Annotated in this window: 24 protein-coding genes; 13 read left to right on the forward strand and 11 right to left on the reverse strand. The window is 72.9% G+C overall.

The features are described 5' to 3' along the window. Positions 1–13 precede the first annotated feature (13 nt). A complete protein-coding gene (locus tag FS825_RS07405; RefSeq protein WP_144711806.1) occupies positions 14–382 on the reverse strand; it encodes a VOC family protein in 369 nt (122 codons plus the stop codon). Between the two features lie 69 nt (positions 383–451). Between FS825_RS07405 and FS825_RS07410 the strand changes: the two genes are divergently transcribed. Both FS825_RS07410 and FS825_RS07415 read left to right on the forward strand, forming a co-directional pair. After that, positions 452–1,078: a nucleoside/nucleotide kinase family protein gene (locus FS825_RS07410; protein WP_144711882.1), complete on the forward strand. Its 627-nt coding sequence runs from the start codon at positions 452–454 to the stop codon at positions 1,076–1,078. Between the two features lie 37 nt (positions 1,079–1,115). Then, on the forward strand, positions 1,116–1,946 hold the full coding sequence (locus FS825_RS07415; protein ID WP_144711807.1) for an SDR family oxidoreductase: 831 nt from the start codon (positions 1,116–1,118) through the stop codon (positions 1,944–1,946). 85 nt (positions 1,947–2,031) lie between these two features. On the opposite strand, the gene FS825_RS07420 is transcribed toward FS825_RS07415, so the two are convergent. From FS825_RS07420 to nucS, 3 genes are all read right to left on the reverse strand, one after another. Next, positions 2,032–3,303 (reverse strand): MFS transporter, encoded by a 1,272-nt coding sequence (locus tag FS825_RS07420; protein WP_144711808.1) that lies wholly within the window; start codon positions 3,301–3,303, stop codon positions 2,032–2,034. After that, positions 3,300–3,962, reverse strand: a complete 663-nt coding sequence (locus FS825_RS07425) for an HAD hydrolase-like protein (RefSeq protein ID WP_144711809.1) — start codon at positions 3,960–3,962, stop codon at positions 3,300–3,302. Before FS825_RS07425 ends, FS825_RS07420 begins: the two co-directional genes overlap by 4 nt. A gap of 78 nt (positions 3,963–4,040) precedes the next feature. After that, the gene (nucS, locus tag FS825_RS07430; RefSeq protein WP_144711810.1) at positions 4,041–4,736 is read right to left on the reverse strand and encodes an endonuclease NucS; all 696 of its coding nucleotides are present in this window, start codon (positions 4,734–4,736) and stop codon (positions 4,041–4,043) included. Positions 4,737–4,911: 175 nt separating this feature from the next. Here nucS and FS825_RS07435 point away from each other — a divergent pair, with 175 nt between their 5' ends. The 6 genes from FS825_RS07435 to FS825_RS07460 all read left to right on the forward strand — a co-directional run bounded on the left by FS825_RS07435 (position 4,912) and on the right by FS825_RS07460 (position 13,006). Continuing rightward, positions 4,912–6,366, forward strand: a complete 1,455-nt coding sequence (locus FS825_RS07435; protein WP_260981071.1) for a purine-cytosine permease family protein — start codon at positions 4,912–4,914, stop codon at positions 6,364–6,366. A gap of 154 nt (positions 6,367–6,520) precedes the next feature. Continuing rightward, on the forward strand, positions 6,521–8,077 hold the full coding sequence (locus tag FS825_RS07440; RefSeq protein WP_144711811.1) for a hydantoinase/oxoprolinase N-terminal domain-containing protein: 1,557 nt from the start codon (positions 6,521–6,523) through the stop codon (positions 8,075–8,077). Further along, positions 8,074–9,222 (forward strand): DUF917 domain-containing protein, encoded by a 1,149-nt coding sequence (locus FS825_RS07445; RefSeq protein ID WP_186377111.1) that lies wholly within the window; start codon positions 8,074–8,076, stop codon positions 9,220–9,222. Before FS825_RS07440 ends, FS825_RS07445 begins: the two co-directional genes overlap by 4 nt. After that, positions 9,219–10,352 carry a DUF917 domain-containing protein gene (locus tag FS825_RS07450; protein WP_144711812.1) on the forward strand — a complete coding sequence of 378 codons (1,134 nt, stop codon included), beginning with the start codon at positions 9,219–9,221 and terminating at the stop codon, positions 10,350–10,352. Before FS825_RS07445 ends, FS825_RS07450 begins: the two co-directional genes overlap by 4 nt. A gap of 51 nt (positions 10,353–10,403) precedes the next feature. After that, the gene (locus tag FS825_RS07455; protein ID WP_144711813.1) at positions 10,404–11,486 is read left to right on the forward strand and encodes a DUF917 domain-containing protein; all 1,083 of its coding nucleotides are present in this window, start codon (positions 10,404–10,406) and stop codon (positions 11,484–11,486) included. Then, a complete protein-coding gene (locus tag FS825_RS07460; RefSeq protein ID WP_144711814.1) occupies positions 11,483–13,006 on the forward strand; it encodes a PucR family transcriptional regulator in 1,524 nt (507 codons plus the stop codon). The genes FS825_RS07455 and FS825_RS07460 overlap by 4 nt, the downstream gene beginning before the upstream one ends. A gap of 1 nt (position 13,007) precedes the next feature. Here the strand turns inward: FS825_RS07460 and FS825_RS07465 are convergent, their stop codons facing one another. Continuing rightward, positions 13,008–14,318 (reverse strand): MFS transporter, encoded by a 1,311-nt coding sequence (locus tag FS825_RS07465; protein ID WP_260981072.1) that lies wholly within the window; start codon positions 14,316–14,318, stop codon positions 13,008–13,010. A gap of 95 nt (positions 14,319–14,413) precedes the next feature. On the opposite strand from FS825_RS07465, the gene FS825_RS07470 reads away from it, so the two are divergent. After that, complete coding sequence (locus tag FS825_RS07470; protein ID WP_144711815.1) at positions 14,414–15,547, forward strand: substrate-binding domain-containing protein; 1,134 nt, start codon at positions 14,414–14,416, stop codon at positions 15,545–15,547. A gap of 70 nt (positions 15,548–15,617) precedes the next feature. Here FS825_RS07470 and FS825_RS07475 read toward each other — a convergent pair whose 3' ends face one another. Both FS825_RS07475 and FS825_RS07480 read right to left on the reverse strand, forming a co-directional pair. Continuing rightward, complete coding sequence (locus FS825_RS07475) at positions 15,618–16,952, reverse strand: MATE family efflux transporter (RefSeq protein WP_186377112.1); 1,335 nt, start codon at positions 16,950–16,952, stop codon at positions 15,618–15,620. Positions 16,953–17,110: 158 nt separating this feature from the next. Beyond that, positions 17,111–18,448, reverse strand: coding sequence for a uracil-xanthine permease family protein (locus FS825_RS07480; RefSeq protein WP_144711816.1), 1,338 nt, complete (start codon positions 18,446–18,448; stop codon positions 17,111–17,113). Positions 18,449–18,529: 81 nt separating this feature from the next. Here FS825_RS07480 and FS825_RS07485 point away from each other — a divergent pair, with 81 nt between their 5' ends. Both FS825_RS07485 and FS825_RS07490 read left to right on the forward strand, forming a co-directional pair. Further along, a complete protein-coding gene (locus FS825_RS07485) occupies positions 18,530–20,512 on the forward strand; it encodes a M13 family metallopeptidase (RefSeq protein ID WP_144711817.1) in 1,983 nt (660 codons plus the stop codon). Further along, a complete protein-coding gene (locus FS825_RS07490) occupies positions 20,512–21,468 on the forward strand; it encodes a serine hydrolase (RefSeq protein WP_144711818.1) in 957 nt (318 codons plus the stop codon). Before FS825_RS07485 ends, FS825_RS07490 begins: the two co-directional genes overlap by 1 nt. A 22-nt stretch (positions 21,469–21,490) precedes the next feature. Here the strand turns inward: FS825_RS07490 and FS825_RS07495 are convergent, their stop codons facing one another. Then, the gene (locus FS825_RS07495; protein WP_186377113.1) at positions 21,491–22,339 is read right to left on the reverse strand and encodes an aminoglycoside phosphotransferase family protein; all 849 of its coding nucleotides are present in this window, start codon (positions 22,337–22,339) and stop codon (positions 21,491–21,493) included. A gap of 24 nt (positions 22,340–22,363) precedes the next feature. On the opposite strand from FS825_RS07495, the gene FS825_RS07500 reads away from it, so the two are divergent. Then, a complete protein-coding gene (locus tag FS825_RS07500) occupies positions 22,364–22,708 on the forward strand; it encodes a YciI family protein (protein ID WP_144711819.1) in 345 nt (114 codons plus the stop codon). A gap of 14 nt (positions 22,709–22,722) precedes the next feature. Here the strand turns inward: FS825_RS07500 and FS825_RS07505 are convergent, their stop codons facing one another. Continuing rightward, complete coding sequence (locus FS825_RS07505) at positions 22,723–23,139, reverse strand: GNAT family N-acetyltransferase (RefSeq protein WP_260981073.1); 417 nt, start codon at positions 23,137–23,139, stop codon at positions 22,723–22,725. A 98-nt stretch (positions 23,140–23,237) separates the two neighbouring features. On the opposite strand from FS825_RS07505, the gene FS825_RS07510 reads away from it, so the two are divergent. Next, positions 23,238–23,519, forward strand: coding sequence for a hypothetical protein (locus FS825_RS07510; protein WP_144711820.1), 282 nt, complete (start codon positions 23,238–23,240; stop codon positions 23,517–23,519). A 13-nt stretch (positions 23,520–23,532) separates the two neighbouring features. Here FS825_RS07510 and FS825_RS07515 read toward each other — a convergent pair whose 3' ends face one another. Together FS825_RS07515 and FS825_RS07520 are read right to left on the reverse strand one after the other, a co-directional pair. Then, the gene (locus FS825_RS07515) at positions 23,533–23,931 is read right to left on the reverse strand and encodes an NUDIX hydrolase (protein ID WP_144711821.1); all 399 of its coding nucleotides are present in this window, start codon (positions 23,929–23,931) and stop codon (positions 23,533–23,535) included. Positions 23,932–23,960: 29 nt separating this feature from the next. After that, a complete protein-coding gene (locus tag FS825_RS07520; RefSeq protein WP_144711822.1) occupies positions 23,961–25,283 on the reverse strand; it encodes a glutamyl-tRNA reductase in 1,323 nt (440 codons plus the stop codon). Positions 25,284–25,295 lie beyond the last annotated feature (12 nt).

Raw genomic sequence — 25,295 nt, forward strand, 5'->3', positions numbered from 1 at the left:
CCGTATTTCTCGGCTACTCCTGGATGACGCTCAGGACGTTCCCCGACGGGTCGGTGAACCACGCGATGAGCGGGCCGCCCTTCCGGTTCACGCCCTTGTCGTCGGTCATCCCCTCGTAGTGCAGGAACGACACCCCCTTCGCGGCGAGCTCGTCCACCGCGGTGTCGACGTCCGGCACCGGGAAGTTGAGCACCGTGAAGGACGCCGGCTCGTGCGCGGGCCCCTTCGGGTAGACGAGCACGTGGTGACCGTCGCCGAGGTGCAGGGAGAGCATGCCGTGGTCCTCGGAGACCCCGACTCCCAGGACGTCCTCGTAGAACGCCTTCGCCTCGGGCACGTCACGCACCGAGAACCCGCTGAACGCCTTCGTCGCATCGACCATGCGGCAAGTGAACCACCGGCGGCGCCCGTCGGTGCGCTCTGTCAGGATGAACCCGTGCCCCACCCCGAGATGTCCGTCGACGAAGCGGTCGAGCGTGCGGTGCTGCTCGCCGGCAGGGGACGTCGGACGGTCCTCGGGATCGCCGGCGCACCGGGTGCGGGCAAGTCCACCCTCGCCCGGCGGATCGTCGCCGCGGTGGATGCGTCGCTCGGCGCCGGAACCGCGGTGCAGGTGCCGATGGACGGCTTCCACCTGTCGAACGCAGCGCTCGACGCCCTCGGGCGTCGTGGGCGCAAGGGGTCGATCGACACGTTCGACGGCGACGGGTACGTGGCGCTGGTCCGCCGGGTGGCAGACGCGGACGGACCCACCGTCTGGGCGCCCGACTTCGACCGCCGCGTCGACGAGCCCGTCGCCGGCAGCATCCCCGTCCCGCCCGACGCCCGGCTCGTGGTGTCGGAGGGCAACTACCTCCTCGACGACACCGAACCGTGGGCAGCGCTCCTGGGCCTCCTCACCGAGACGTGGTTCTGCGTGGTCGACGACGCCGTCCGCGTCGACCGCCTGGTCGGTCGGCACATGCGGCACGGACGCGACCACGAGGCGGCCCGCAGCTGGGCGGTGGAGGTCGACGGCGTGAACGCCGCGAGGGTCGCGTCCACGGTGGGCCGTGCCTCCAGGACCGTACGGACCTGACCCGACGACCAACGGAACCACCACGACAGGAGCGACCATGACCATCGCGATCACCGGTGCCACCGGGAACATCGGCGGCGCCGTCGCGCGCGCCCTCGCGGACGACGGCGTGCCGTTCCGGATGCTCGTCCGGGACGCCGCACGTGCGCCCGAGCTCCCCGGAGCGGACGTCGCCGTCGCCTCGTTCGACGACGCGGACGCGAGCCGTGCGGCGCTCGAGGGCGTGGACGTGCTCCTCATGGTCTCGGCGGCGGAGGCCGAGGACCGCCTCGCCCAGCACCGGAAGTTCGTCTCCGCCGCGGCGACGGCAGGGGTCCGGCACGTCGTCTACACGTCCTTCGCGGGCGCTGCGGCCGATGCGACGTTCACGCTCGGGCGCGACCACTGGGCGACGGAGCAGGCGATCCGGGCGACCTCGATGGCGCACACGTTCCTGCGGGACTCGTTCTACCTGGACTTCGTCGAGGACCTCGTCGGCGAGGACGGCGTCATCCGCGGCCCGGCCGGCGACGGTGCGATGGCGGCGGTCGCGCGGGCGGACGTGGCGCGGGTCGCGACGGAGGTCCTCCGGAACCCGTCGGCGCACCTGGACCGGACGTACGAGCTGACCGGGCCGGTGGCGATCACGCTGGCACAGGCGGCCGCGACGGTGTCCGAGGTCCGGGGCCGAACGGTCACGTACCAGCCGGAGACGCTGGAGGAGGCGTACGCCTCACGTGCGAAGTGGCACCCCGAGCCGTGGCAGGCCGACGCGTGGGTGAGCACCTACACGGCGATCGCCGAGGGTGCGCTTGCGCGGGTGTCGGGCGACGTGGAGCGGGTCACCGGCCGTCGGCCGCTGTCCCTGCGCGAGGTGCTCGAGGGCTGAACGCGGACGCGCGGACGGGAGGCGCGGCTCGCCTCCGCCCCGGGACGCACGTCCGACGCGGTGCCGGTCCGGGGCACGTGCCGGCTCAGGGCACGCGTCGCGCCGCGATCGTCCCGACGATCCCCAGGGTCAGCACCGCGACGAGCACGACGAGCAGCGGAGCCGTCCACGCCCCGGTCGCCCCGTGCAGGGACCCGGCGACGAGGGGCCCCGCCGAACCGAGCAGGTACCCGCCGCCCTGCACGAACGCGGACATCCGGCGGGCGTCGGCGTCGCTCGACACGATCCGGACGATCACGATGAAGATCACGGTGATCCCGCCACCCTGGGCAGCGCCCCCGAGGACGGACCAGACCAGCCACAGCTGCGGGGCGAACAGGAGCCCGAGGGGCATCGCGAGCCAGAGGAACGCGACGAGGGAGATGATCGCGCGGGGGCGCCACCTCGCGGCGAGCACCGGCACGCCGAGCGCACCGACGACCGCGAGGATCTGGAACACCGAGGAACTCGCGCCCGACGACGCCTTGGAGAAGCCGATCTCGTCGTGCAGGAGCGTCGGGATCCAGGCGGTGAGCGCGTAGTACGAGAACGCCTGCCCGCCGAAGGCGAGGGTCAGGCCCCACGTGATGAGCCGACGGGCGGGTCGGACGGGCTCGACCGGCGCGGTCGACGACGGAATCGTCCGGATCGCGCCGGTGCCCAGCACCTGGTCGATCGGTCCGGTGACGGGGACGGGCTCGCTCGAGCGGACCGGGCGCAGCCACGCGGCGCGGCCACCGACGGCGTACGTCCACGCGAGCCCGGCGATGACGGCGAGCACGCCCCAGACCGCGATCGCGACCGGCCACCCCCAGGCGGCGGCGATCGGCGCGGTGCCGAGCGACGTGATCATCGACCCGACGTTGAGCGCCGACGTGTAGACGCCCGTCACGAGTCCGACGCGCTCCGGGGAGGTGTCGCGCCGGATCACCACCGGGATGACCACGTTGCCGATCGTGATGCCGATGCCGATGATCGCCGTGCCGATGAGCAGCGACGCCGCGGAGGGTGTCGACCGGACGACGGTGCCCGCGAGGACGATCACGAGCGACAGGGACAGCGCCCGCTCGGGGTCGGCCTTGGCGATCACCCAGCTGGCGAACGGCGTCGCGAGGGCGAAGCACAGCACCGGGATGGTGGTCAGCAGCCCCGCGACGGTGGCGGTGAGACCGAGGTCGACCCGGATGTCCCCGATCACCGGGGCGGGGGCGACGATCGGGCCGCGGAGGTTCAGCGCGACGAGGACGATCGCCGCGGGGAGGAGCCACGCTGCGCCGCGGAGGCCCGCGCGCGCCCGGTCACCAGCCGCGCCGGTCATGACGACGGCAGCAGGATCGGCAGCAGGTCGAGCGGGGTCGCTGCCTGCGCGATGGTGCCCGCGGCCTCGGCGGGGGAGCCGTAGCCCCACTCCGCGAAGACCACAGGGACTCCGTGCACGGCCGCACCCTCGACGTCGTGCAGGCGGTCCCCGACGAGCACCGGGCGCGACACGTCGAAGCCGCGGGCGTCGAGCCGGCGCAGCGCTTCCTCGACCACGTCGGCCTTCGAGGAGCGCACCTCGTCGTCGCTCGCCCCCGTGATGATGTCGATGACCCCGGTGAGCCCGTAGTGCTCGAGGATGTACGTCGCCGGCGTCTCGGGCTTGCTCGTCGCGGTGGAGATCGGCAGGCCCGCTCCGTGCAGGGTGCGGAGCACGACGTCGATGCCGGGGAACATCGCGGAGTCGAGCGCCCCGTGGGAGAAGTAGTGCTCGCGGTAAACGGCGAGCGTGTGCTCGGCCTGCGCGGCGTCCATGCCCATGGCCGTCCGGAAGGTGTCCATGATCGGCGGGCCCACGAACGACATCAGCGTCGCGTGGTCGGGCACGGGGACGCCGACCTTCGTGAACGTGTACGTGAGGCTCTCGAGGATGCCCGGAGCGGAGTCGCTGATGGTGCCGTCGAGGTCGAAGAGGATGGCGCTGAACGGGCTGGTCATGTCCTGCCCAGCCTACCGGCGCGCACCGGGACGGACGCGGCGGGGGTGAGCCGCGCCTCCTGGGCTGCCCGCACGCGCTCAGAAGAGGCGGGTGTGCCCGCCCTCGATGCCGCGCATCGCGTCGTAGTCGAGCACGAGGACGCGGATCCCGCGGTCCTCGGCCAGCGTGCGGGCCTGCGGCGCCACCGTCTGCGCCGCGAGCACGCCCTGCACGGGACGGAGCAGCGGGTCGCGGTTCATCAGCTCGAGGTACCGCGTCAGCTGCTCGACCGCGTCGATGTTGGCGTTCCGCTTCATCTCCACCGCGACGCTCGCGCCGGCGTCGTCCCGCGCGAGGATGTCGACCGGACCGATGGCGGTCATGTACTCGCGGCGGACCAGGGTGTGCCCGTCCCCGAGGAGCTCGATCTGCTCGGCGAGGAGCTGCTGGAGGTGCGCCTCGACCCCGTCCTTCACGAGGCCGGGGTCCACGCCGAGGTCGTGGCTCTCGTCGGCGACCACGTCGTGGATCGACACGATGAGCTTGTCCTGCGTCTTCTTCTGCGTGACGGTCCACACCTGGGTGATCCCGGCGCTCGACTGCTCGTCGTCCGGCTCGGTGATCTCGATCGAGCAGGGCGGGCTCATCCAGTTGAGCGGCTTGTAGCTGCCGCCGTCGGAGTGCACGAGCAGCGAACCGTCGGCCTTCAGCATGAGCAGACGGGTCGCGAGCGGCAGGTGGGCGGACAGCCGACCGGCGTAGTCGACGGAGCAGCGGGCGATGACGAGACGCACCCCGGAAGCCTAACCGCCACCGCATCGCCGACCGGACCGGAGGCACCTTCCGTGCAGGTTGCCCGGATTCACATGGTCGTAACGACGTTCTGCACATGTACCGCGTCCATCGGTCGTTCTACCGTGGCTGCCACCCCGATCGGCCCACGCCGACACCCCTCCCCGAGGAGCCACGATGGCCAGCGATACCGCAGTGTCAGCACCACGAACCCCCCGTTCCGAGTCGGTCGTCGTCGACGACTACTCGCTCAGCCGAGTCCCGACGTCCGCGCGCTACGGCTGGTTCCAGGTCGCCGTGCAGCGGTTCGGCCAGATCTCGGCGCTCTCGCAGTTCCTGCTCGGTGCGACGCTCGGCTTCGGCATGAGCTTCTGGGACGCCTTCTGGGCGATCACCCTCGGTGCCGTCATCCTCGAGATCGTCTCGGTGCTCGTCGGCGTCATCGGCGTCAAGGAGGGCTTGAACACCTCGGTGATCGCGCGCTGGACCGGGTTCGGCAAGGCCGGCTCGGCGCTGGTCGGGCTGGCGATCGGCCTGAGCCTGATCGGCTGGTTCGGCATCCAGTCGGGCGTCTCGGCCGCCGGGCTCGTCTCGATCCTGCCGATCCTGCCCGCGTGGGCGTGGTCGCTCGTGTTCGGGCTGCTCGTCACCGCGATCGTCCTGCGCGGGTTCCACTCGATGCAGTGGCTGGCGAACATCACCGTGCCGCTGTTCCTCGTCCTGGTCGGCTGGGCGGTCGTCGTCGAGCTGAGCCGGCACTCGATCGCCGAACTCGCCGCTCGGGCCCCGGCCGGCCCGCACCTGAGCTTCGTCGCGGGGACGACCCTCGTCGCCGGCGGGTTCATCGTCGGCGCGGTCATCACGCCGGACATGACCCGCTTCAACCGGTCGATCGGCGACGTGGTCAAGCAGACCGTGCTCGGCGTGACGCTCGGCGAGTACGTCATCGGCCTGGCCGGCGTCCTGCTCGCACACGCCGTCGGCTCGGCGGACATCACCCGCGTGATCACGTCGAGCGTCGGCTGGGTCGGCATCCTCGTGATCCTGCTCGGGACGTTCAAGATCAACGACTGGAACATCTACAGCTCGAGCCTCGGTGTGACGAACTTCATCGACGCGGTGTTCGGCAGGCAGGTGAACCGCGGCCTCGTGACGCTCGTGATGGGTGTCGTCGGATCGGTCCTCGCCGCGGTCGGCTTCCTCGGGGCGCTCACGCCGTTCCTCTCGGTGCTCGGCGTGGTCTTCCCGCCGATCGCGGGGATCATGGTGGCGGAGTACTTCGTCGTGAAGCGCTGGCGCCGCGAGCTGAGCGACGCCGAGAACATCCCGGCGACCTCGCCGACCTGGGTGCCGGCGACCCTGGTGATCTGGGCGATCGCGTCGCTCATCGGGTACTTCGTCGCCGTCGGGATCCCGTCGATCAACTCCGTCGTCATCGCCTTCGTGCTCTACGTGGTCGCGGGCAAGATCGGCCTCGTCCGCGGGGTCGGCGTCAGCCGGACCGAGACGGCACCGGCGAGCACGACCGTGACCGGCGCCTCGGCACCCGCGGCAACCCCGGCCCCCGCATCGGCCCCGGCCCCCGCCGCCGCCCCGGTGGCCCCGGCGACGTCCGCCGAGCCCACCACCTGACCCCGCCCCGGCCGCCCCGAACGGCCGGTCGTGCCGTCGCGCACCTGATCCGCGTGACGGCGCGGCCGGTCCCCGGCCCAAGGCCCAAGGACCAAGGCCCAGGCCCCCGGCCCCCACGAACCACCGCTCCACCGCACCACCGAAGGGAACTCCCATGCGCATCGGCATCGACGTCGGCGGCACCAACACAGACGCTGTCCTGATGGACGGCAGCACCGTCCGCGCGGCGGTCAAGCGGTCCACCACCCCCGACGTCACCTCGGGCATCGTCGCCGCGCTGGAGGGACTCCGCGAGCAGCACGCCTTCGGCTCCGCGGACATCGACGGCGTGATGATCGGCACCACCCACTTCATCAACGCCCTCGTCGAGGCCCGCGGACTCGCCCCCACCGCCTCGGTCCGCCTGGGTCTGCCGGCGACCGCGTCCCTGCCGCCCTTCACCGACTGGCCCGCGCACCTCGTGTCGGCCGTGCACGCCCAGCCGTTCCTGGCCCACGGCGGCCACGAGTTCGACGGCCGCGTGATCTCCGAGCTCGACCCCGAGGAACTCAAGCGCCACGCGGGGGCCATCGCCGCCGCGGGCATCCGATCGGTCGCGATCTCGTCGGTGTTCTCGCCGATCAACGACGAGTTCGAGCAGCGCGCGCAGGAGATCCTGGCCGCCGAGCTCGGGCCGGACGTGGCGTTCTCGCTGTCGTCCGAGATCGGTCGCATCGGCCTGCTCGAGCGGGAGAACGCGACGATCATCAACGCGGCGCTCCGCGAGCTCGCCGACCGCATCGTCGACGGCCTGTCCGGTTCGGTCACGGGCAGCGGCATCGACGCGCCCCTCTTCCTCAGCCAGAACGACGGCACCCTGATGGACGTCGAGTACGCCCGCCGCTACCCGGTCGCGACGTTCGCCTCCGGCCCGACGAACTCGATGCGCGGCGCCGCGGTGCTGTCCGGCTTCGACACCTGCGCGGTGGTCGACGTCGGCGGCACCACCAGCGACGTGGGCGTCCTGACCGCCGGCTTCCCGCGCGAGGCCACGGGGGAGGTCGCGGTCGCCGGGATCCGCACGAACTTCCGGATGCCGGACGTCCTGTCCGTCGGCATCGGCGGGGGCTCCCGCATCCGCGAGGACGGCAGCATCGTCGGCCCGGACTCCGTCGGCTACCGCCTGACCGAGGAGGGTCTGGTCTTCGGCGGCACGACCCTGACCGCCACCGACGTCGCCGTCCGCGGTGGCCGCGGCGTCATCGGCGACCCCTCGCTCGTCGCCGGTGTCCCCGCCGAGGTCGCCGCCCGCGCGCTCGACGTCATCGCCGAGCGCGTCGCCGACATCGTCGAGCGGATGCGCACCTCGTCCGACCCGCTGCCCGTCGTGGCGGTCGGCGGCGGTTCGGTGCTCCTGCCGGACACGCTCCCCGGGCTCGGCACCGTGCACCGCCCGGAGCACTACTCGGTCGCGAACGCCATCGGCGCGGCGATCGCGCAGGTCAGCGGCGAGATCGACAAGGTCTACGCGATCAGCGACGGCCGGCGCTCGGCGGTGGTCGACGAGGCGCGGCAAGAGGCGGTGGACCGAGCGATCGCGGCCGGCGCCGACCCCGGCTCGGTGGACATCGTGGACTTCGACGAGGTCCCGATCCCGTACCTGCCGGGCAACGCGACCCGGATCCGCGCGAAGGCCGTCGGCGACCTCGCACTCGGGGCGCTGGTCCGATGACCACCATCGAGACCGCGACGCGGCCCACGAGCGCGCCCCTCACCGCCATCGGTGCCGACGTCTCCGCCCTCGCCCGGGGTGCCGCGATCCTCGGCACCGGCGGCGGCGGTGACCCGTACATCGGCCGACTCCTCGCCGAGGCCGCCGTCCGCGCCCACGGCCCGGTCGAGATCGTCCAGGTCGAGGACCTGCCCGACGACGCCGTGGTCCTCTCGGTCGCGATGATCGGTGCCCCGACCGTCATGGTCGAGAAGCTCCCGTCCGCCGACCAGTTCGCCGCGGCGATCCGGAGCCTCGCGGCGTTCCTCGGCACCACCCCGACACACCTCGCCTGCATCGAGGTGGGCGGCGTGAACTCGACGACGCCGATCGTCGCGGCCGCCGAGCTCGGCCTGCCGCTCGTCGACGGCGACGGCATGGGCCGCGCCTTCCCCGAGGTGCAGATGGTGCTGCCCACCCTGTCCGGCATCAGCGCGACCCCCATGGCGCTGGCGGACGAGAAGGGCAACACCGTCGTCTTCGACACGGTGGACAACCGCTGGGCGGAACGGCTCGCCCGCACCGCCACGGTCGAGATGGGCTGCTCCGCGATCACCGCGCAGTACGCCATGTCCGGCGCACAGGTGAAGGAGTCGTTCGTCCGGGGCAGCCTGTCTCTGAGCGTCTGGCTCGGTGAGACCCTGGTCCGCGCCCGCAGCGAGAACGCGGACCCCGTCGCAGCGGTCACCGAGGTGCTCGGTGGCACGGTCGTCTTCGAGGGCAAGGTCGCCGACATCGAGCGCAAGACCGTGACCGGGTTCGCGCGCGGGACCGCCCGCATCGCCGGTTCCGGTGGCGACGCCGGCCTGGAGGCGGTGCTCCGGTTCCAGAACGAGCACCTGCTGGTCGAGGTGGCCGGCCAGGTCCGCACCACGACCCCGGACCTCATCATCACGTTGGACGCCGAGACCGGCGAGCCGATCACCACCGAGGCCCTCCGGTTCGGCGCGCGCATCCGGATCGTCACGGCCCCGGCCGACGAGCGCTGGCACACCCCGGACGGCCTCCGCCTCGCCGGCCCGCGGTACTTCGGCTACGACACCCCCGCGGTCCGGCACGACGGCACCACGAGCCCCGGAGAGACGACGACGGAGGAGACCCGATGAGTTGGATCCTCGACGTCGACGACCTGCCCGACCTCGCCCGCGGGGCGGCCCTGCTCGGCACCGGCGGCGGGGGCGACCCCACCATCGGGATGCTCCTCGTCCGCGCCGCGATCCAGCAGCACGGGCCGGTCACGATCCTCGACCCGTCCGAGGTCGACGACGACGCCCTCGTGATCCCGACCGCGCAGATGGGCGCCCCGACCGTGGTGCTCGAGCGGATCCCCGCCGGACCGGAACCCCTCGGTGCGCTCCGGCGGCTCGAGGCGCACCTCGGCCGGACCGCCTCCGCGACCATGCCGATCGAGTGCGGCGGCATCAACTCGATGATCCCGCTGCTCGTCGGCGCGACCGGCGGGCTGCCCGTGGTCGACGCGGACGGCATGGGCCGCGCGTTCCCCGAGCTGCAGATGGAGACGTTCTCGGTCTACGGGGTCCCCGGCAGCCCGCTGGCGATCAGCGACGAGAACGGCCACGGCGTCATCATCGAGACCGGCACGGACAACAAGCAGATGGAGTGGCTCGCCCGCGGGGTCACCATCCGGCTCGGCGGCGTCGCCTACATCGCCGAGTACGCCATGTCGGGCCGCCAGGTCCGCGAGACCGCCGTCCCGCGTACTCTGTCCCTCGCGCTCGCCGTCGGCCGGGCCATCCGGCTCGCCCGCGAGACCCACCGCGACCCGATCGACGCCCTCGCCGAGGCGTTCGGCGCGACGATCTACACGCACCTGCGCGAGCTGTTCGACGGCAAGGTCGTCGACGTCGAGCGACGCACCGTCGACGGCTTCGCCCGCGGTCGTGCGACCGTGCAGGGAGCGGACGGCTCCGAGCTCGAGCTCCGGTTCCAGAACGAGAACCTCGTCGCCCGGCGGGACGGCCGACTCGTGGCGGTCGTGCCGGATCTCATCTGCGTCCTCGACGCCGAGACGGCCGAGCCGATCACCACCGAGCGCCTGCGGTTCGGGCAGCGCGTCCGGGTGATCGGGATCTCGACGCCCGACCTGATGCGGACCCCGGAGGCGCTCGCCGTGTTCGGGCCGTCGTGCTTCGGACTCGACGAACCGTTCGTCCCGGTCGAGGACCTGCACGAGCACGTCCGTCCGGCCGTCGCGGTGGCCGCTGCCGCGCCCTGAGTCGGACGCTCGGCCGGGAGCACAGCGCGACCACGGCACCAGAATGGACCCATGGACCAGGGTGAGCGGCGGGGCGGCGGCGTGACGGGCCTCCAGGCCGACGACGCGGCCGTCTTCGGACGCGGCACCGCCCTGCTCGGCTGCGGCGGTGGCGGGCGCGTCGACCACATGGTCAGCGCGCTCCGGTTCGCACTCGGCGACCGGAGCGTGCCGGTCGTCGGCCTCGACGACACCGCCCTCGGGTCGGTGGTGGCCGTCGGACTCATCGGGTCCACGACGGTGCTCGAGGAGAAGATGCCGAGCGGCGAGGAGCTGCCCGCTGCCCTCGCAGCGGTCGAACGCTGGACGGGAACCCGTGCGGATGCCGTCGTCGCCGCGCAGATCGGCGGGGTGACCGGACCGGCTGCCGCTCTCACCGCCCACGCCGCAGGACTGCCGCTCGTCGACGCGGACCTGGTCGGCCGCGCGGTCCCGCGCATCGACCAGCTGTCGGTCTTCGACGGCCGGACCACCACGATCACGGCCGCTGCGGCGACCACGAGCGGCTTGCGGATCGTGGTCGACGCCCAGCACCCGCTCGACCTCGAGACGGTGTGGCGCGAGGCGGTCTCGCACAGCGGCGGCTGGGCGGCCTTCGCGATCGGACCGTTCCCGGTGGCGCTGCTCCGCGAGCGGGCCGTCGTCGGCAGCGTGCAGCGGGCACTCCGGCTCGGGCGTGCCGCCGGTGCCGCACGGGACGCCACGGAGCTCGCCGCCCTCGTCGGCGGCCGTGTGGTCGCCCAGGGGCGGGTCATCGACGTGCAGCGCGAGGGGGACGCCCTCGCGTTCGTCCGCGGCAGCATGGCCGTCCGCGATGCTGCGACGGGTGCGGTCGCACGGGTCGAGGCGGGGAGCGAGTACGTGCACTGCCTGGTCGACGGCCTGCCGGTCGCCAGCACCCCGAGCATCATCACGGTGGTCGACGCGCGGTCGCTCGAGCCCGTCGCGACCGACCGGACACGGATCGGCAACGAGCTCGCCGTCCTCGTGCTGCCGTCGGCGCCGTGGTGGTGGGCGGACCCCGCCCGCACCGAGCGCGTGGCGCCGCGGGCCTTCGGCATCGACGCCGACGTGGTGCCGGAGCCGGTCCGGTGAACGCCGTCGCCGACCTGCTGCCGCTCCTCCCGAGCGGCACGCGACTGCTCGTCGGACCCGGCACGGCTCCGGTCCGCAGCGTCCGCGGGATCGTGGGGACCCCGGACGAAGTCGGCCGTTCCCTCGCGCAGGGTGACGACGTCGTCGTGCTGCTCACGCCGGTCGGCCGTGCCGACGCCCGGTTCGACGTGTTGCTCCGACGGGCGTCCGCCTCGCGCACGACCCTGCTCGTCGTCGACGGGGCCGTCGAGCTCGGACCCGGCACCACGACCCTCGCGGACCGCCTGGGCGTCGCCGTCCTCGCCACCCCGGACCCCTGGGCGGCCTCGGTCCGCCTGCACGAACTCATCGGCACCGGGATGGGGCCGGCGGCCCGCGCCGCCCTCGACGCCTCGCGGGTCGCGCTCGACGCCGGCCCCGAGCTCGACGACCTGTTCGCACGACTCGACCGGACGCTCGGCCACCCGGTGCGGTTCCTCGACGCCTCCGGCCTGGCGCTCCGGGGCTCGGCCGTCGACGCCGCGGCCCGAGCCGTCCTCGTCCGCCGCGCCGGAACGAGCGACGTCCTCACCGCGGAGGGCGCGGACGAGACACTCGTCGCCATCCCGGTCGGCACCGGCATCGGACCGCGCGCATGGTTGGCCGTCGGCCTGCCGGTCCCCATCGCCGCCGAACAGCAGGTCGTCGCGAGTGCGCTCCGTGTCGCGGCCGTCGCCGTCGGGCACCGGCTGCTGCTCACCCGGCTCGACGACGAGCGCGACGCGCGGTACCGGATGGCGATGCTCGACGAGCTGCGCGCCGCCGACGGTGCCCCGGCCCCGCAGCTCGTCCAGCGCACGATCGCTGCCGGGTGGCGCCTGGACGCCTGGCACGTCGGTGCGCGGGTGGTCGCGCGGCAGGGCGTCGACCTCGTCGCGCTCCGGCAGCAGGTCGACGCCGCCGTGCGTGCCGAGGGGCTCGACCCGGTCGTCGTCGAACAGGCGGACGGCTGGGTGCTGTGGCAGTCGGGATCCGAGGAACCCGGCCGGGAGGCGGTGGCCGACATCGCGGGTCGGCTGCGGCGCGCGCAGAACGCACTCCGCACCACCGTGGAGACCAACGTGGGTGTCGGCAGTCTGCAGGCGGGCCCTGCCGGGCTCGTCCGGACGCTGGGGGAGGCGGGTGACGCCGCGCGCCTCGCCGCCAGCCGCCCGGAGTCGGGGCACTTCGTGCACGTGGACCGGCTCGGGCTCGCCCAGCTGCTGCTCGCGTGGACGCAGACCGACACGTTCCTGCCCGCGTCGCGGCAGCTGCTCGCCCCGCTCGAGCGCGGTGGGGGTGCGCTCCTCGCGACCCTCGCCGCCTACCTCGACGCGGAGTCGTCGATCGCCGAGACCGCGGCGGTGCTCGGCGTGCACCGGAACACGGTGGCCGACCGCATCGCGCGGGTCGAGCGGCTGCTCGGCGTGGACCTGTCCGACCCGGAGACCCGGCTCGCGCTGCACCTGGCGACGCGGGCGCGGGCGGGCGACGGCGGCTGAGTCAGCGGCGGTTGCTGTCCGCCCGGTCCGCCGTGCCGTCCTTGCCTGCGGTCTCGGTCGTCGCGGTCGCGCCCGTCGTCTTCGTGGTCCGGAGGACCGTTCGGGCGGCGGCGCCGGTCTCACGGGCCGCACCCGAGGCCAGCCCGGCCGCGATGATGAACACGAAGACGATGAGCAGCGCGTGCAGCAGCCCGATGTGCTCGCCGAGGAACCCGATCAGCGGCGGTCCGGCGAGGAACGCCACGTAGCCGATCGTCGCGACGGCGCTGACCCGGGCCGCCGCGGTCCGGGGGTCGTCGGCCGCGGCGGACATGCCCATCGGGAACCCGAGGCTGGCACCGAGGCCCCAGAGCACGACGCCCACGATCGCGAGCGGGACGTCGTCGACGAAGATGAGCATGCCGAGGCCGACCACCGCGACCGCCGCGCTGACCCGCAGGACCGGCACCCGGCCGAACCTGTCGATGAGCGGACTGCCGGCGACCCGGCCCGCGGTCATCGCGGCCAGGAACACGGTGAGCACGGCGGACCCGGCGGCGTTGTCGAGCCCGTGCCCGTCGATCATCGCCAGCGGCAGCCAGTCGTTCGCGGAGCCCTCGGCCAGCGCCATGCCCAGCACGATCACGCCGATGAAGATCGTGGACGGCTGCGCCCAGACCTGCCACCGGGTGAGCGGTGCCGCGATCGGGCTGGTGTCGGTGGAGACCGGGTCCTCGAAGCGGTGCTCGTCCTGGAACTTCGTGACGGCGACGAGCAACGCGGCGCTCGTGACGACGACGAGGACGACGAAGTGCAGGGAGACCGGGATCTCGAGCTTCTCGGCCAGTGCTCCGAGGCCCGCGCCGGCGAGGGTGCCGAGGCTGAACGCGGCGTGGAACAGCGGCATGATCGTGCGCCCGCCGGCCTTCTCGGCTGCAGCGCCGGACACGTTCATCGACACGTCGCACAGGCCGTTGCCGAACCCGAAGGCGATGAGCGCGATCCAGATCGCGGCGAAGCCCCAGCCGAGCGTGACCGCGACACCGGCGAACACCATGCCGACCGCCAGGCACGCTGCCGCGACCTGGACACCGCGGCGGGCACCGAGCTTCGCGACGATGTGCCCGGCGAAGGTCAGGCCGGCGATCGAGCCGACCGCCATGCCGAGGACGAGCATGCCCATCTCGAACGTGCTGGCCCCGAGGGCGTCCCGCACGCTGGGGATGCGGCCGAGCCACGTCGCGATGTCGAGGCCGGACAGGGTGAACACGACGAACACCGCGGTGATCCAGGCCCTGGTGGTCGGGACGGTGCGGGTGGACGGCGTCGTCATGGTGGTTCCCATCGTGCTGCGGTGCGTGTGGTGCGGTGCGTGTCGCGCTCGGGTCGAATCGATTCGACCCCGCGATCCGGCTACGCTAACGGGCGATGGACGAACCGGCAACAGCATCCGGCGCGTCGCGTTCCCGCGGCGGCGCTGCTCGTCCGTCGCGCCCGACGCTCGCCGCGGTCGCGCGTGCCGCCGGGGTCGCGCCGTCCACGGCGTCCCTGGCGTTCAGCGGCCTCGGCCCGGTGTCCGAGGACGCGAAGGCCCGCGTGCTCGCAGCCGCCGCCGAGCTCGGCTACGGCGGCCCCGACCCCCGCGCACGTTCCCTCCGTCGTGGTCGTTCCGGTGTCATCGGCGTCGTGATGGACGAGCGCCTGAGCGATGCGTTCCGTGACCCGGTCAACGTCCTGACGCTCGACGGCATCGCCGAGGTCGCGGGTGCCGCCGGTGCGTCCCTGCTGCTCGTGCGGAGTCCGCTCGACGACGAGCAGGGCGCCGGGCCACTGGTCGACGCTCCGATGGACGCCGTGGTGCTCGTCGGGTGCAACGTGCGGATCGACCCCGCCGTCTCAGTGTTGCGGCGCCGGCAGATCCCGGTCGTCGCCATCGAGGCGGACGAGATCGAAGGGGCGGTCCCCGTCCAGCTCGACAACCGCGATGCCTCACGCCGTGCGGCCTCGTACCTGCGGGACCTCGGACACACCGACGTCACGGTCGTGACGCTCGCGCTCGACGCCGATCGCCGACGGGGGCCGATCGACGAGGACCGTCTCGCTTCGGGGATCGCGTTCACGACGCTCGAACGGCTGCGTGGTGTGCGGGAGGTCTACCCGGACGCGGTCGCGATCGAGACCGAAGGCAGCTCGGTGGAGGAGGGGCGTCTCGCCGGCACCGCGTTGTTCGCCCCGGACGGCCCTCGGCCCACCGCCGTCATCGCGCAGAGCGACCTGATCGCCGTCGGGGTGATCTCGGCCGCCCTCGACGCGGGACTCCGTGTGCCCGAGGGCGTCAGCGTGGTCGGGTTCGACGGCATCACCGTGGACGACAGCCTGCTGCACCGCTCGCCGATCCGGCAGCTGACCACGCTCGTGCAGCCGTTCGTGCAGAAGGGTCAGGCTGCCGCCCGTGCTGCGCTGGCCATGCTCGAGGGGGCGGAGCCGCAGGCGGCGTCGTTCACGTCGGAGTTGCGGGTGGGGGACACGACGGGCCCGCCGCCGGCTCCGCGCGCCGGCTGACCGCGACGCTGCGACGGCACCGGAAGCGTCGGCCGCTGGCCCACCACGGCGTCTGGACGCCGCTCGGACCTCACCGCCTCAACGCCTGCTCCACCCACCCCCGCCGATGCGCCCGCACCCCGAGCGTCACCGCCCGCACCCCGATGTACCCGAGCGCGAACGCCGCCCACAGCCCCGCGAGCGTCCCACCGGCCCACCACAGCAGCGGCAGGTACACCACGAGGTTCACCCCGCCGGCGATCGCCAGGTACCGAGCGTCCCCGGCGCCGATCAGCACCCCGTCGAGCACGAACACGTACCCCGCGACGGGCATCCCGACCGCGATGAGCACGAGCACGATCGGCAGCGCGTCCTGCACCACGCGAGCGTCCGAGAACACCGGCCCGAGCACCCCGCTGACGGCCAGGGTCAGCACCCCGAGCACCACACCACCCGCGATCCCGAGCAGCACGAGCCGCCGCGTCACCAGCCGCACCCGCGTGGGATCCCGCGCACCGAGCCCGTGCCCGACCAATGCCTGCCCGGCGATCGCGAGGGCGTCGAGTGCGAACGCCAGCGTCGAGAACACCGTCAGCCCGACCTGCGTCGTCGCCAGCCCGGTGGTCCCGAGTCCGGCGGCCGCGCCGACGGTCGCGAGCATCGCCACCCGTAGCGACGCGGTCCGGAGGAACAGCCACGCGCCGGACCGCAACGCCCGTGCCACACCCGAGGCACCCGGCCGCAACGGCGCCCCCGACGACCGAGCGGCCCGGACCGCGATCCGGACGTAGACGACGGCCATCGCCCACTGCACGATGACGGTGCCGGCGGCGGACCCCTCGACGCCCCAGCCGACGCCGTAGATGAGGACGGCGTTGAGCAGCCCGTTCGCGACGAACCCGATCGTCGCGACGACGAGCGGCGTCTTCGTGTCCTGCAGCCCGCGCAGCAGTCCGGTCGAGGCGGTCACCACCAGGATGCCAGGCAGGCCGATGAGCGAGAGCGTCAGGTAGGCGGTCGCCGCGGCCGAGACCTCCGCCGAAGCACCGAACAGTTCGACGAGCGGCCCGGCGAGCGGCCACCCGACGAGCGCCAGCACCACCCCGAGCCCGAGCGCGAGCCACATCCCGTCGATTCCCGCGTGCACGGCTCCGCGACGGTCGCCACCGCCGAGCGCGCGCGCCACGGCCGGGGTCGTCGAGTACGCCAGGAACACGAGCAGCCCGACCACCGTCTGCAGCACGGCACTCGCGAGCCCGACGGCCGCCAGCGGTGTCGCCCCGAGGTGCCCGACGAGCGCGGTGTCCGTGAGCAGGAACAGCGGCTCGACCACGAGGGCTCCGAGCGCGGGCACCGCGAGCCGCACGATGTCGCGGTCGACCGCGCGCCGCTCAGCGCTCACAGCGGGTCGCGTCGGTCGGGGCATCGACCCATTCTGTCGGCGTTGCCGACACGACGGGGTCACCGAGCGGGGGAGACGTCACCCCGTGACGGACGGGAGGCGCGGGTCGGCGCCGCCCCGCGCCTCCGGTCCGGTGGTCCCACGTCCTCGGGTGACGGGCCGGTCCGAGCCGACCACACGCGTCAGTCGCGGCGCGGTTCCGCGGGGACGGCGCCGGTGGCGGCGTGTGCGGGGTCGGCGACCTCGGTGGAGGGTTCGTCGGTGCCGCGGGCCCGGCCGACGAGGTCCATCACGTGGTAGACGACGATCGCGGCGACGGTACCGAGGATGATGCCGCCGAAGCTGGCCTCACCGAACGAGAACGTGAAGTCCGCGATGCCGATGATGAGGGCGATGCCGGCGGTGAGCTGGTTCTTCGGCTTGGCGAAGTCGACCCGGTTCTCCACCCAGATCCTGATGCCGATCACGCCGATGAGGCCGTAGAGCGCGGTGGTCGCACCGCCGAGGACCCCCGGTGGCACGGAGGAGATGACGGCACCGATCTTCGGCGAGAGCCCGAGGAGGACGGCCACGATCGCGGCCACCCAGTACGCGGCGGTCGAGAAGACCCGGGTCGCCGCCATCACGCCGATGTTCTCGCCGTAGGTGGTGGTCGCGGAGCCGCCGCCGAACCCGGCCAGGACGGTCGAGATGCCGTCGGCGAAGAGCGCCCGCCCGGTGAGCGGTGTGAGGTCGCGGCCGGTCAGCTGCCCGACGCCCTTCACGTGCCCGACGTTCTCGGCGACGAGCGCGAGGACGACGGGGACGAACGCCAGGTAGATCGCGAGTTGCGCGGGGTCGAAGGCCGGTGCGGTGAACTGCGGCAGGCCGATCCAGTCCGCCTTGGCGACCGCGTCGAACGAGACCTCGCCGCCGATGAGCGCCGCGACGTAGCCGACGACGACGCCGATGACGATCGACAGGCGGCCGAGCAGCCCCTTGAAGAGGACGGTGACGAGGATGATCGCCGCGAGGGTGATGACCGCGACGACCGGTGCCTTCGTGAAGTTGTCCCGCGCCGCCGGGGCGAGGTTGAAGCCGATGAGGGCGACGATCGCGCCGGAGACCACCGGCGGCATCAGACGGTCGATCCAGCCGGCGCCGGCGAGGTGCACGACGGCGCCCACGATCGCCAGGAGCGCCCCGACCACGATGATGCCGGAGAGTGCGAGCGGGATGCCGCCGATCTTCGTCGCCGCCGCGATCGGGGCGATGAACGCGAACGACGACCCGAGGTAGCTGGGCAGCCGGTTCCCCGTGATGAGCAGGAACAGGATCGTGCCGATGCCGCTGAAGAGCAGCGTCGTGGACGGCGGGAAGCCGGTCAGCAGCGGCACGAGGAAGGTCGCGCCGAACATCGCCACGACGTGCTGGACGCCGAGGCCGATCGTCCGACCCCAGTCGAGCCGTTCGTCCGGCGCCACGATCGTCGTCGCGGAGACGGTCTTGCCGTCCCCGTGCAGCTTCCACGGAAGTCCCATGCGACGACCGTAGCGGCAGCCGTCCACAGGTGACGACCCGGATCGGCCTGCCCCAGGGCGACGGTGGCTATCGTGGACCGCATGACCGACGTCGCAAGCACCTCCGGGGTCCACAGCGCCTCCGGGATCCAGATCGACGAACTGGACGCCGGGGTCCGCCCGCAGGACGACCTGTACCGCCACGTCAACGGCTCGTGGATCGACGCGACGCCGATCCCGGACGACAAGGCGCGGTACGGCTCCTTCACGGTGCTGGCCGAGGCTGCCGAGATCGCCGTGCGGGACATCATCGAGCGGTCGCAGCAGGCCGCACCGGGCACCGAGGAGCGCAAGGTCGGCGACCTCTACTCCTCGTTCACGGACGAAGCCCGGCTCGAAGCCCTCGGCACCGCGCCGATCGAACCCCTGCTCGCCGAGATCGCCGCGATCGACTCCACCGCCGACGTCGTCCGGATGGTCGGGCGCTTCGAGCGGCTCGGTCTGCCGAGCTTCCTGCAGCTCTTCGTCGACAACGACCCGGGGGACCCCGAGTCCTACATCGTCTTCCTCGAGCAGTCCGGCCTCGGTCTGCCCGACGAGTCGTACTACCGCGAAGAACGCTTCGCCGACATCCGGACGAAGTACCGGGAGTTCGTCGCGGCGATGTTCCCGCTCGCCGGGTTCGCCGACGGCGGGGAGCGCACGGACAACGTCATCGCACTCGAGACCGCCCTCGCCGCCGCGCACTGGGACAACGTCCGCACGCGTGACAGCCAGGCGACCTACAACAAGCTGCCCTGGTCCGAGGTCGCCGCGCTGGCGCGGGACATCGACCTCCGACAGTGGTGGGACGCGATCGACGCTCCCGCCGGAGCCTTCGAGACGGTCGTGGTCCGGGAACCCTCGTACGTGACCGGTCTCGCGGAGCTGCTGCAGCGCGAACCGCTGGCCATGTGGAAGGACTGGCTGCGCTGGCAGGTGATCCGCGCCTCCGCGGCGTACCTGACGAGCGCCTTCTCGGCGACCAACTTCTCGTTCTACGGCACCGCCCTGACGGGTGCGCCGAAGCAGCGCGAGCGCTGGAAGCGCGGCGTCTCGCTCGTCGAGGGGGCGATGGGGGAAGCCGTCGGCCGGATCTACGTGCAGGAGCACTTCGACGAGACCTCGAAGGCGACGATGGACGACCTCGTCGCGAACCTGGTCGAGGCGTACCGCCACAGCATCACCGCGCTGGACTGGATGACCGACGAGACCCGGGCGCGCGCCGTCGACAAGCTCGACAAGTTCACGCCGAAGATCGGCTACCCGGTCAAGTGGCGCGACTACTCGGCGCTGACGGTCGCGCCGGACGACCTCATCGGGAACGTCCGTGCCATCGCGAGCTTCCAGGTCGACCGCGAGCTCGGCAAGATCGGGAAGCCGATCGACCGCGACGAGTGGTTCATGACGCCGCAGACGATCAACGCCTACTACAACCCCGGCTTCAACGAGATCGTGTTCCCCGCGGCGATCCTGCAGTTCCCGTTCTTCGAGGCCGGCCGCGACGCCGCCGCGAACTACGGTGCGATCGGCGCCGTCATCGGCCACGAGATCGGGCACGGCTTCGACGACCAGGGCTCGCAGTACGACGGCGACGGCCGGCTCGAGAACTGGTGGACCGAGGCCGACCGCACGGCGTTCGAGGAGCGCACCAAGGCCCTCATCGCACAGTACGACGCCCTGGTCCCGACCGAGGTGCCGGACGGCCACGTCAACGGGGCCCTGACGATCGGCGAGAACATCGGCGACCTCGGCGGGCTGTCGATCGCGTGGAAGGCGTACCTGCTGTCCCTCGACGGGGCCGAGCCGCCGGTGGTCGACGGCCTGACCGGCGCAGAACGCTTCTTCCTCAGCTGGGCGCAGGCCTGGCGCATGGCGATCCGCCCGGAAGAGGCCGCGCGCCTGCTGAGCATCGACCCGCACTCGCCGAACGAGTTCCGGTGCAACCAGGTCGTCCGCAACATCGACGTCTGGTACGACACCTTCGGCGTGACCGAGCGGGACGCGATGTACCTCGACCCGGCCGAGCGCGTCTCGATCTGGTGATGACCGAGCCGGACGCGGCTCCGTCGTCCGATCCAGGAGCGGCACGGCGGTCGCGCCGCCGACAGCACGTCGGCGGCGCCGACGGTCGTGCGCGCGGTCGACACCGCGGGGGAGCGGACGAGCGCTTCGGGGCCACCCTGGAGGCGCTGGGCACGATCGCCAAGGACGGTGCGTCGGTCAGTGCCTCGGTCATCGACACGTCGACCGGGAAGGCGCTGCTGGCGGTGGACGACACGCTCGTCCAGCCGGTGGCGAGCCTCGGCCGTGTGCTGCTGCTGGTCGAGGTCGCGGCGCGGCTCGAGGACGGCGGCCTGCACGGCGACCGTCTGCAGCGGATGGCGCGCGACACCGCGACCGGCGCAGGGCTGTGGCAGTTCCTGCAGGAGCCGACCATGCAGGTCTCCGACCTCGCCACGCTCGTGGGAGCGAGTGCTGACGCCTGGGCGATGAACGCGCTGCTCTCGACCGTCGGGATCGACGCCGTCCGCGAGCGAGCGGAGTCCCTCGGGATCGAACGGACCGCACTGATCGACCGCGTCCGGGACCGCCGTGGTCCGGACGACGCCCCTGATGCCTCCGTCGCACCCACCGGGGAGCTCGCCTGGCTGATGCGCGGACTGGCCCTCGGCGAGGTCGTCGACGAGGCGGTGTCGAACCGTGTGCTCGGCTGGCTGTCGCTCGCGAGCGACCTCACCCTCGTCGCAGGGTCGTTCGGGCTCGACCCGCTCGCACACCGGGCGCTCGACCACGGCCTCCAGGCCGTCTCCGTCACCGGGTCGAGCACCGGGGTCCGTGCCGAGGCGGGAGTCCTGCGCGGGCCGGGGTCGTCCGTGAGCTACGCCGTGACGGTGACGTTCGACGACGCCTCGCTGCAGCGGCGCCTGGCCGTCGTCGAGGCGATGCGGACCCTCGGCACCGAGGTGCTCGAGGCCGTGCACGACCCTGCGGTCCGCTGACCCGGTCGGCCCGCGGCGTGCGTCAGCGCTGGACGCGCGACCCGATGAGGGACGCGACCCAGGCGTCCAGCCGCCGACGCAGGACACCCCCGTCGACGTCGGGTCGCCCGACCCCGGCGTAGTTCGGTGCCCAGGTCTCGACGTACGTGTCGGCTCGCGCGGCGGCGATGACGTCCCAGGCGGGGACGTCCAGGACCCGGCGTCCCGCGGCCCGTTCGTACGCGGTCGTGAACCGGTCGGCGGCTTCTGGCGACCCGAGGAGCACGAGGTCCTGCCGGCACCACGCGACGTCGACGCCGCGCGGGGCCGACATCGCTCCCGACCAGTCGACGACACCGCTGAGCCGGTCGCCGACCCACAGGGTGTTGCCGCTCCAGAAGTCGCCGTGGGTGAGCACGCGGTCGAGGTCCGCTTCGGCCCAGGCCTCGTGGGCGGCGGACGCGAGGCGCCCGGCGCGGAGGACCGGTCGGCGGTCCTCGTCCGGGAGGCCTGTCGGGTCCAGCTCGTGGATCGCCGCGAGGGCCACGCCCAACTGCTCGCCGGCCGTCACGAGGTCGATCCCGGGACCCGCCGCGGTGCCGGGGACCGCCGTGGTCACGATGACGGGGTGCCCGCCCGCCGTCCCGTGGGCGAGGAGCCGCGGCACGAGGTCGCCGAGCGGGCCCAGGCGGGGGAGCACACCGCGTTCACGATCGACCGCGTCGTCGCCGTGCGGGAACGACCGGACGACGACCTGACCGCCCCCGTCGGTGTCGGTCGCGAGCAGGGTCCGGGCGTGCTGGCCGCCGGTGAGCGTCCGGTCGAGCACCAGCGGACGCCGGAGCAGGTCCGCCGCGGCGGCGACGAGGTCCGTCGAGGTGAGCTGGTCCACGGCGACGAGCGTACTGTCGCGCCCGTGACCAAGTACCTGATCTCGTTCGACGAGGGAGCGATGGTGTTCCCGGAGTCCGAACTCGAAGCGGTGTCCGAGGCCACTCACGCCGTCCTGCGCGAAGCGAAGGCCGCCGGCGTCTGGGTGTTCGGCGGTGGACTGCCCGACGCCGCCAGTGGTGCGATCGTCGACACCGACGGCACCGTCCACGACCCCGCGGTCCCGGCTGGCAAGGAGACCTTCATCGGGGGTTTCTGCATCCTCGACCTCCCGACCCGTGACGAGGCGCTGCGCTGGGCCGCACGCTTCGCCGAGTCCTGCCGGTGCGCGCAGGAGGTCCGCGAGTTCATGGACGACCCCGAGTCCTGACCTCGCGTCCACGGTCAGCGGAGCAGCACGAAGGACCGCAGCGGCGCGGGCTGGACGTCGTGCGCCTCGACGAAGCCGCGGGACTCGTAGAACGCTCGCTGACCCGGTTCGGCGTCCGTGGTGAGCACGGTCTGCCGGACGTCGGCGGTCCGCTCGAGCACCGCGTCGAGGAGCATCCCGCCGACGCCGGTCCGCTGGTGCGCCGGGTGCACGAGCACGTCCTGCACGTACGCGATCGTCACCCCGTCGGACACGGTCCGGGCCAGCCCCACGAGCACCCCGGCGTCGTCGCGGGCGGCGAGCACGAGGTGCGACCCGGCGATCGCGCGCTCGAGCCCGTCCGGGTCCCGCGTGTAGGCCGTCCAGCCGACCGAGCCGTACAACGCGACCAGTTCGTCCGACGTCGGTCGTTCGTCCGCGATGGTCACCACCCGGCCATCGTCCCAGGCCGACGGCCTCGGGGTACGCTCAGCCGTCGCGGGCACACTCGCGACAGACGAGCCAGGCACACGAGCGACGGAGGTCGGACATGGCAGGGAAGCACGAACAGGCACGCGGCGACGAGGGTCGGGCCGACGGCGTCGAGCCGCGCGCCGGGTCCTTCACGGACAGCGAGATCCCCGGCGAACCGACGGTCGGGACGAACGAGCCCGCGGGCGAGTTCGTGTCCAGCGACATCCCCGGCGAGACCCGTCCGCAGGGCGCCGGCGACGGTGCGGCCGAGGGCGAGTACGTCGAGTCGGACATCCCCGGCGAGGCCGAGCCCACGCCGGACGGCGAGGTCGGCCACTACACCGACCGCGACGAGTAGCCGCCCCGGACGACTAGTCGATCAGCTCCGCCGCCACGAGGCGGCGGAGCGTCTCGACGCCCGCGGGCGGGCACCGGACCGCGTCCGCGGAGGTGACCCACTCGATCTCGTCGACCTCCGCCGAGGCGACGGGCGTGGCGGAGTCGAGCGCGCCCCCAGGCCGGACGAGGAACAGCGCCATCGCGACCATCGTCCCCGGCGCCTGCCCGTGGGCGGGCTCGGTGACGGTGCCGAACGCCTCGACGTCGGCGGCGTTGACCCGGAGGCCGGTCTCCTCGAGAGCCTCGCGGATCGCCGCTTCGACGTCGGTCTCGTGCGGCTCCGCCTTGCCACCGGGCAGGTAGAGCACGTCGCGCCCGCGGGCGCGCACCATGAGCACCCGTCGGTCGCGCACCAGCAGCAGTGCGCTCACCCGCAGCGTGGGTGGGACGTCCGGGAGGCTCAGCTCGCGTCCGCCTCGTCGGTGCGGTCCGCGAAGCCCTGCTCGGGCGCGGTGCGCTCCGCGAGCGGCACGACGGGCGCCGGCAGCTCCGCCTCGGGCTCGGGACGCACGCCGTAGAGGGCGTCGAGCGCCCCGACGAACTCCTCGCCACGTCCGGCGCGACCGAGCTCGCGCGCGCGGACCGAGGGCCGGTGGAGCAGGACGCCGACGAGGTGCCGGAGGGCCCGCTCGGTCTGCTCGACGGAAGCATCGTCACCGTCGGCACGCCGCTTCGCGCGGTCGATCTCGTCGTCGAGGATGTCGAACACATGCTTGCGGAAGGCCACGAGCGCGGGGGTCGTGGACTGCTCGAGCGCCTGTGCGCGGAAGCGGGAGACGGCGTCGTCGACCATCGCGCGGGCTTCGGACTCGGCGTTCAGCTCGTTGATCGGCGCGTGGATGCTGATGGTCTCGAGGTCGAGCAGTTCGACGCCGTCGACGTCGGCCGCGTCGGGGTGCACGTTGCGGGGGAGTCCGAGGTCGATGACGATGCGGCGGACCCCGTCGTCGAGGTCGGCCGGTCGGACGACCGGGACCTCGCTCGAGGTGCACGTGATGACGACGTCGCTCGACGCGATGGCCTGGCGGAGGTCGTGCGCGGCGACGAGGTCGTGCTTGGCGGCGAACCACGCGGCCCGGCCGGAGGGGGAGAAGACCTGGATCCTCGTCGCGCCGCGGTCGCGGAGGGCGGCGATCGTCGTCGCGGCGTAGCTGCCGGTGCCGATGAGGAGCACGTTCGCCCGGCCCCAGTCGGTGACGCGGGACGACGCGAGCTCGAGGCCGAGTCGCACGAGGGAGCGGCCGGCGGCACCGATGCGGGTGCGGGTCTTCACACCGCGGGAGGTGTGCGCGGCTTCCTGGAAGAGGCGTTCGAGGTCGGAGGTGGTGGTGCCGTTCGACCGGGCGTCCTCGAGCGAGCGACGCACCTGGCCGGAGATCTCGGTCTCGCCGACGACGACGGACTCGAGCCCGCTCGAGACGGCGAACAGGTGCTGCACGACGTCCCCGCCGCCGAGGACGTTGACGGACTCGAGGACCTCGGCGGGGTCGAGGTCGCTCGCGGCGGCGACGGCATCGACGGTGGCCGAGACGGCGGAGTCGCGGTCGTCGCCCGCGATGTCGAGGTAGGCCTCGAAGCGGTTGCAGGTGGCGAGGACGACGGCTCCGTCCAGCACGTCGGAGTCCGTGACGAGACGGCTCGCGGCGGTCGGTGCGCCGATGCTCAATCGCTCCAGGAGGTCGAAGCTGGCGTTGCGGTGCGACGCCGTGAGACAGATGAGCACGTCTTCCATGGT

The organism is Curtobacterium pusillum (genome assembly GCF_007680845.1).
Lineage (GTDB): Bacteria > Actinomycetota > Actinomycetes > Actinomycetales > Microbacteriaceae > Curtobacterium > Curtobacterium pusillum_B.

Excerpts from the sequence above, each read along its gene's own strand:
- FS825_RS07405 (WP_144711806.1), bottom strand. The coding sequence starts at position 382 with ATGGTCGATGCGACGAAGGCGTTCAGCGGGTTCTCGGTGCGTGACGTG.
- FS825_RS07410 (WP_144711882.1), top strand. The coding sequence starts at position 452 with ATGTCCGTCGACGAAGCGGTCGAGCGTGCGGTGCTGCTCGCCGGCAGG.
- FS825_RS07415 (WP_144711807.1), top strand. The coding sequence starts at position 1,116 with ATGACCATCGCGATCACCGGTGCCACCGGGAACATCGGCGGCGCCGTC.
- FS825_RS07420 (WP_144711808.1), bottom strand. The coding sequence starts at position 3,303 with ATGACCGGCGCGGCTGGTGACCGGGCGCGCGCGGGCCTCCGCGGCGCA.
- FS825_RS07425 (WP_144711809.1), bottom strand. The coding sequence starts at position 3,962 with ATGACCAGCCCGTTCAGCGCCATCCTCTTCGACCTCGACGGCACCATC.
- FS825_RS07435 (WP_260981071.1), top strand. The coding sequence starts at position 4,912 with ATGGCCAGCGATACCGCAGTGTCAGCACCACGAACCCCCCGTTCCGAG.
- FS825_RS07440 (WP_144711811.1), top strand. The coding sequence starts at position 6,521 with ATGCGCATCGGCATCGACGTCGGCGGCACCAACACAGACGCTGTCCTG.
- FS825_RS07445 (WP_186377111.1), top strand. The coding sequence starts at position 8,074 with ATGACCACCATCGAGACCGCGACGCGGCCCACGAGCGCGCCCCTCACC.
- FS825_RS07450 (WP_144711812.1), top strand. The coding sequence starts at position 9,219 with ATGAGTTGGATCCTCGACGTCGACGACCTGCCCGACCTCGCCCGCGGG.
- FS825_RS07455 (WP_144711813.1), top strand. The coding sequence starts at position 10,404 with ATGGACCAGGGTGAGCGGCGGGGCGGCGGCGTGACGGGCCTCCAGGCC.
- FS825_RS07465 (WP_260981072.1), bottom strand. The coding sequence starts at position 14,318 with ATGACGACGCCGTCCACCCGCACCGTCCCGACCACCAGGGCCTGGATC.
- FS825_RS07470 (WP_144711815.1), top strand. The coding sequence starts at position 14,414 with ATGGACGAACCGGCAACAGCATCCGGCGCGTCGCGTTCCCGCGGCGGC.
- FS825_RS07475 (WP_186377112.1), bottom strand. The coding sequence starts at position 16,952 with ATGCCCCGACCGACGCGACCCGCTGTGAGCGCTGAGCGGCGCGCGGTC.
- FS825_RS07480 (WP_144711816.1), bottom strand. The coding sequence starts at position 18,448 with ATGGGACTTCCGTGGAAGCTGCACGGGGACGGCAAGACCGTCTCCGCG.
- FS825_RS07485 (WP_144711817.1), top strand. The coding sequence starts at position 18,530 with ATGACCGACGTCGCAAGCACCTCCGGGGTCCACAGCGCCTCCGGGATC.
- FS825_RS07490 (WP_144711818.1), top strand. The coding sequence starts at position 20,512 with ATGACCGAGCCGGACGCGGCTCCGTCGTCCGATCCAGGAGCGGCACGG.
- FS825_RS07510 (WP_144711820.1), top strand. The coding sequence starts at position 23,238 with ATGGCAGGGAAGCACGAACAGGCACGCGGCGACGAGGGTCGGGCCGAC.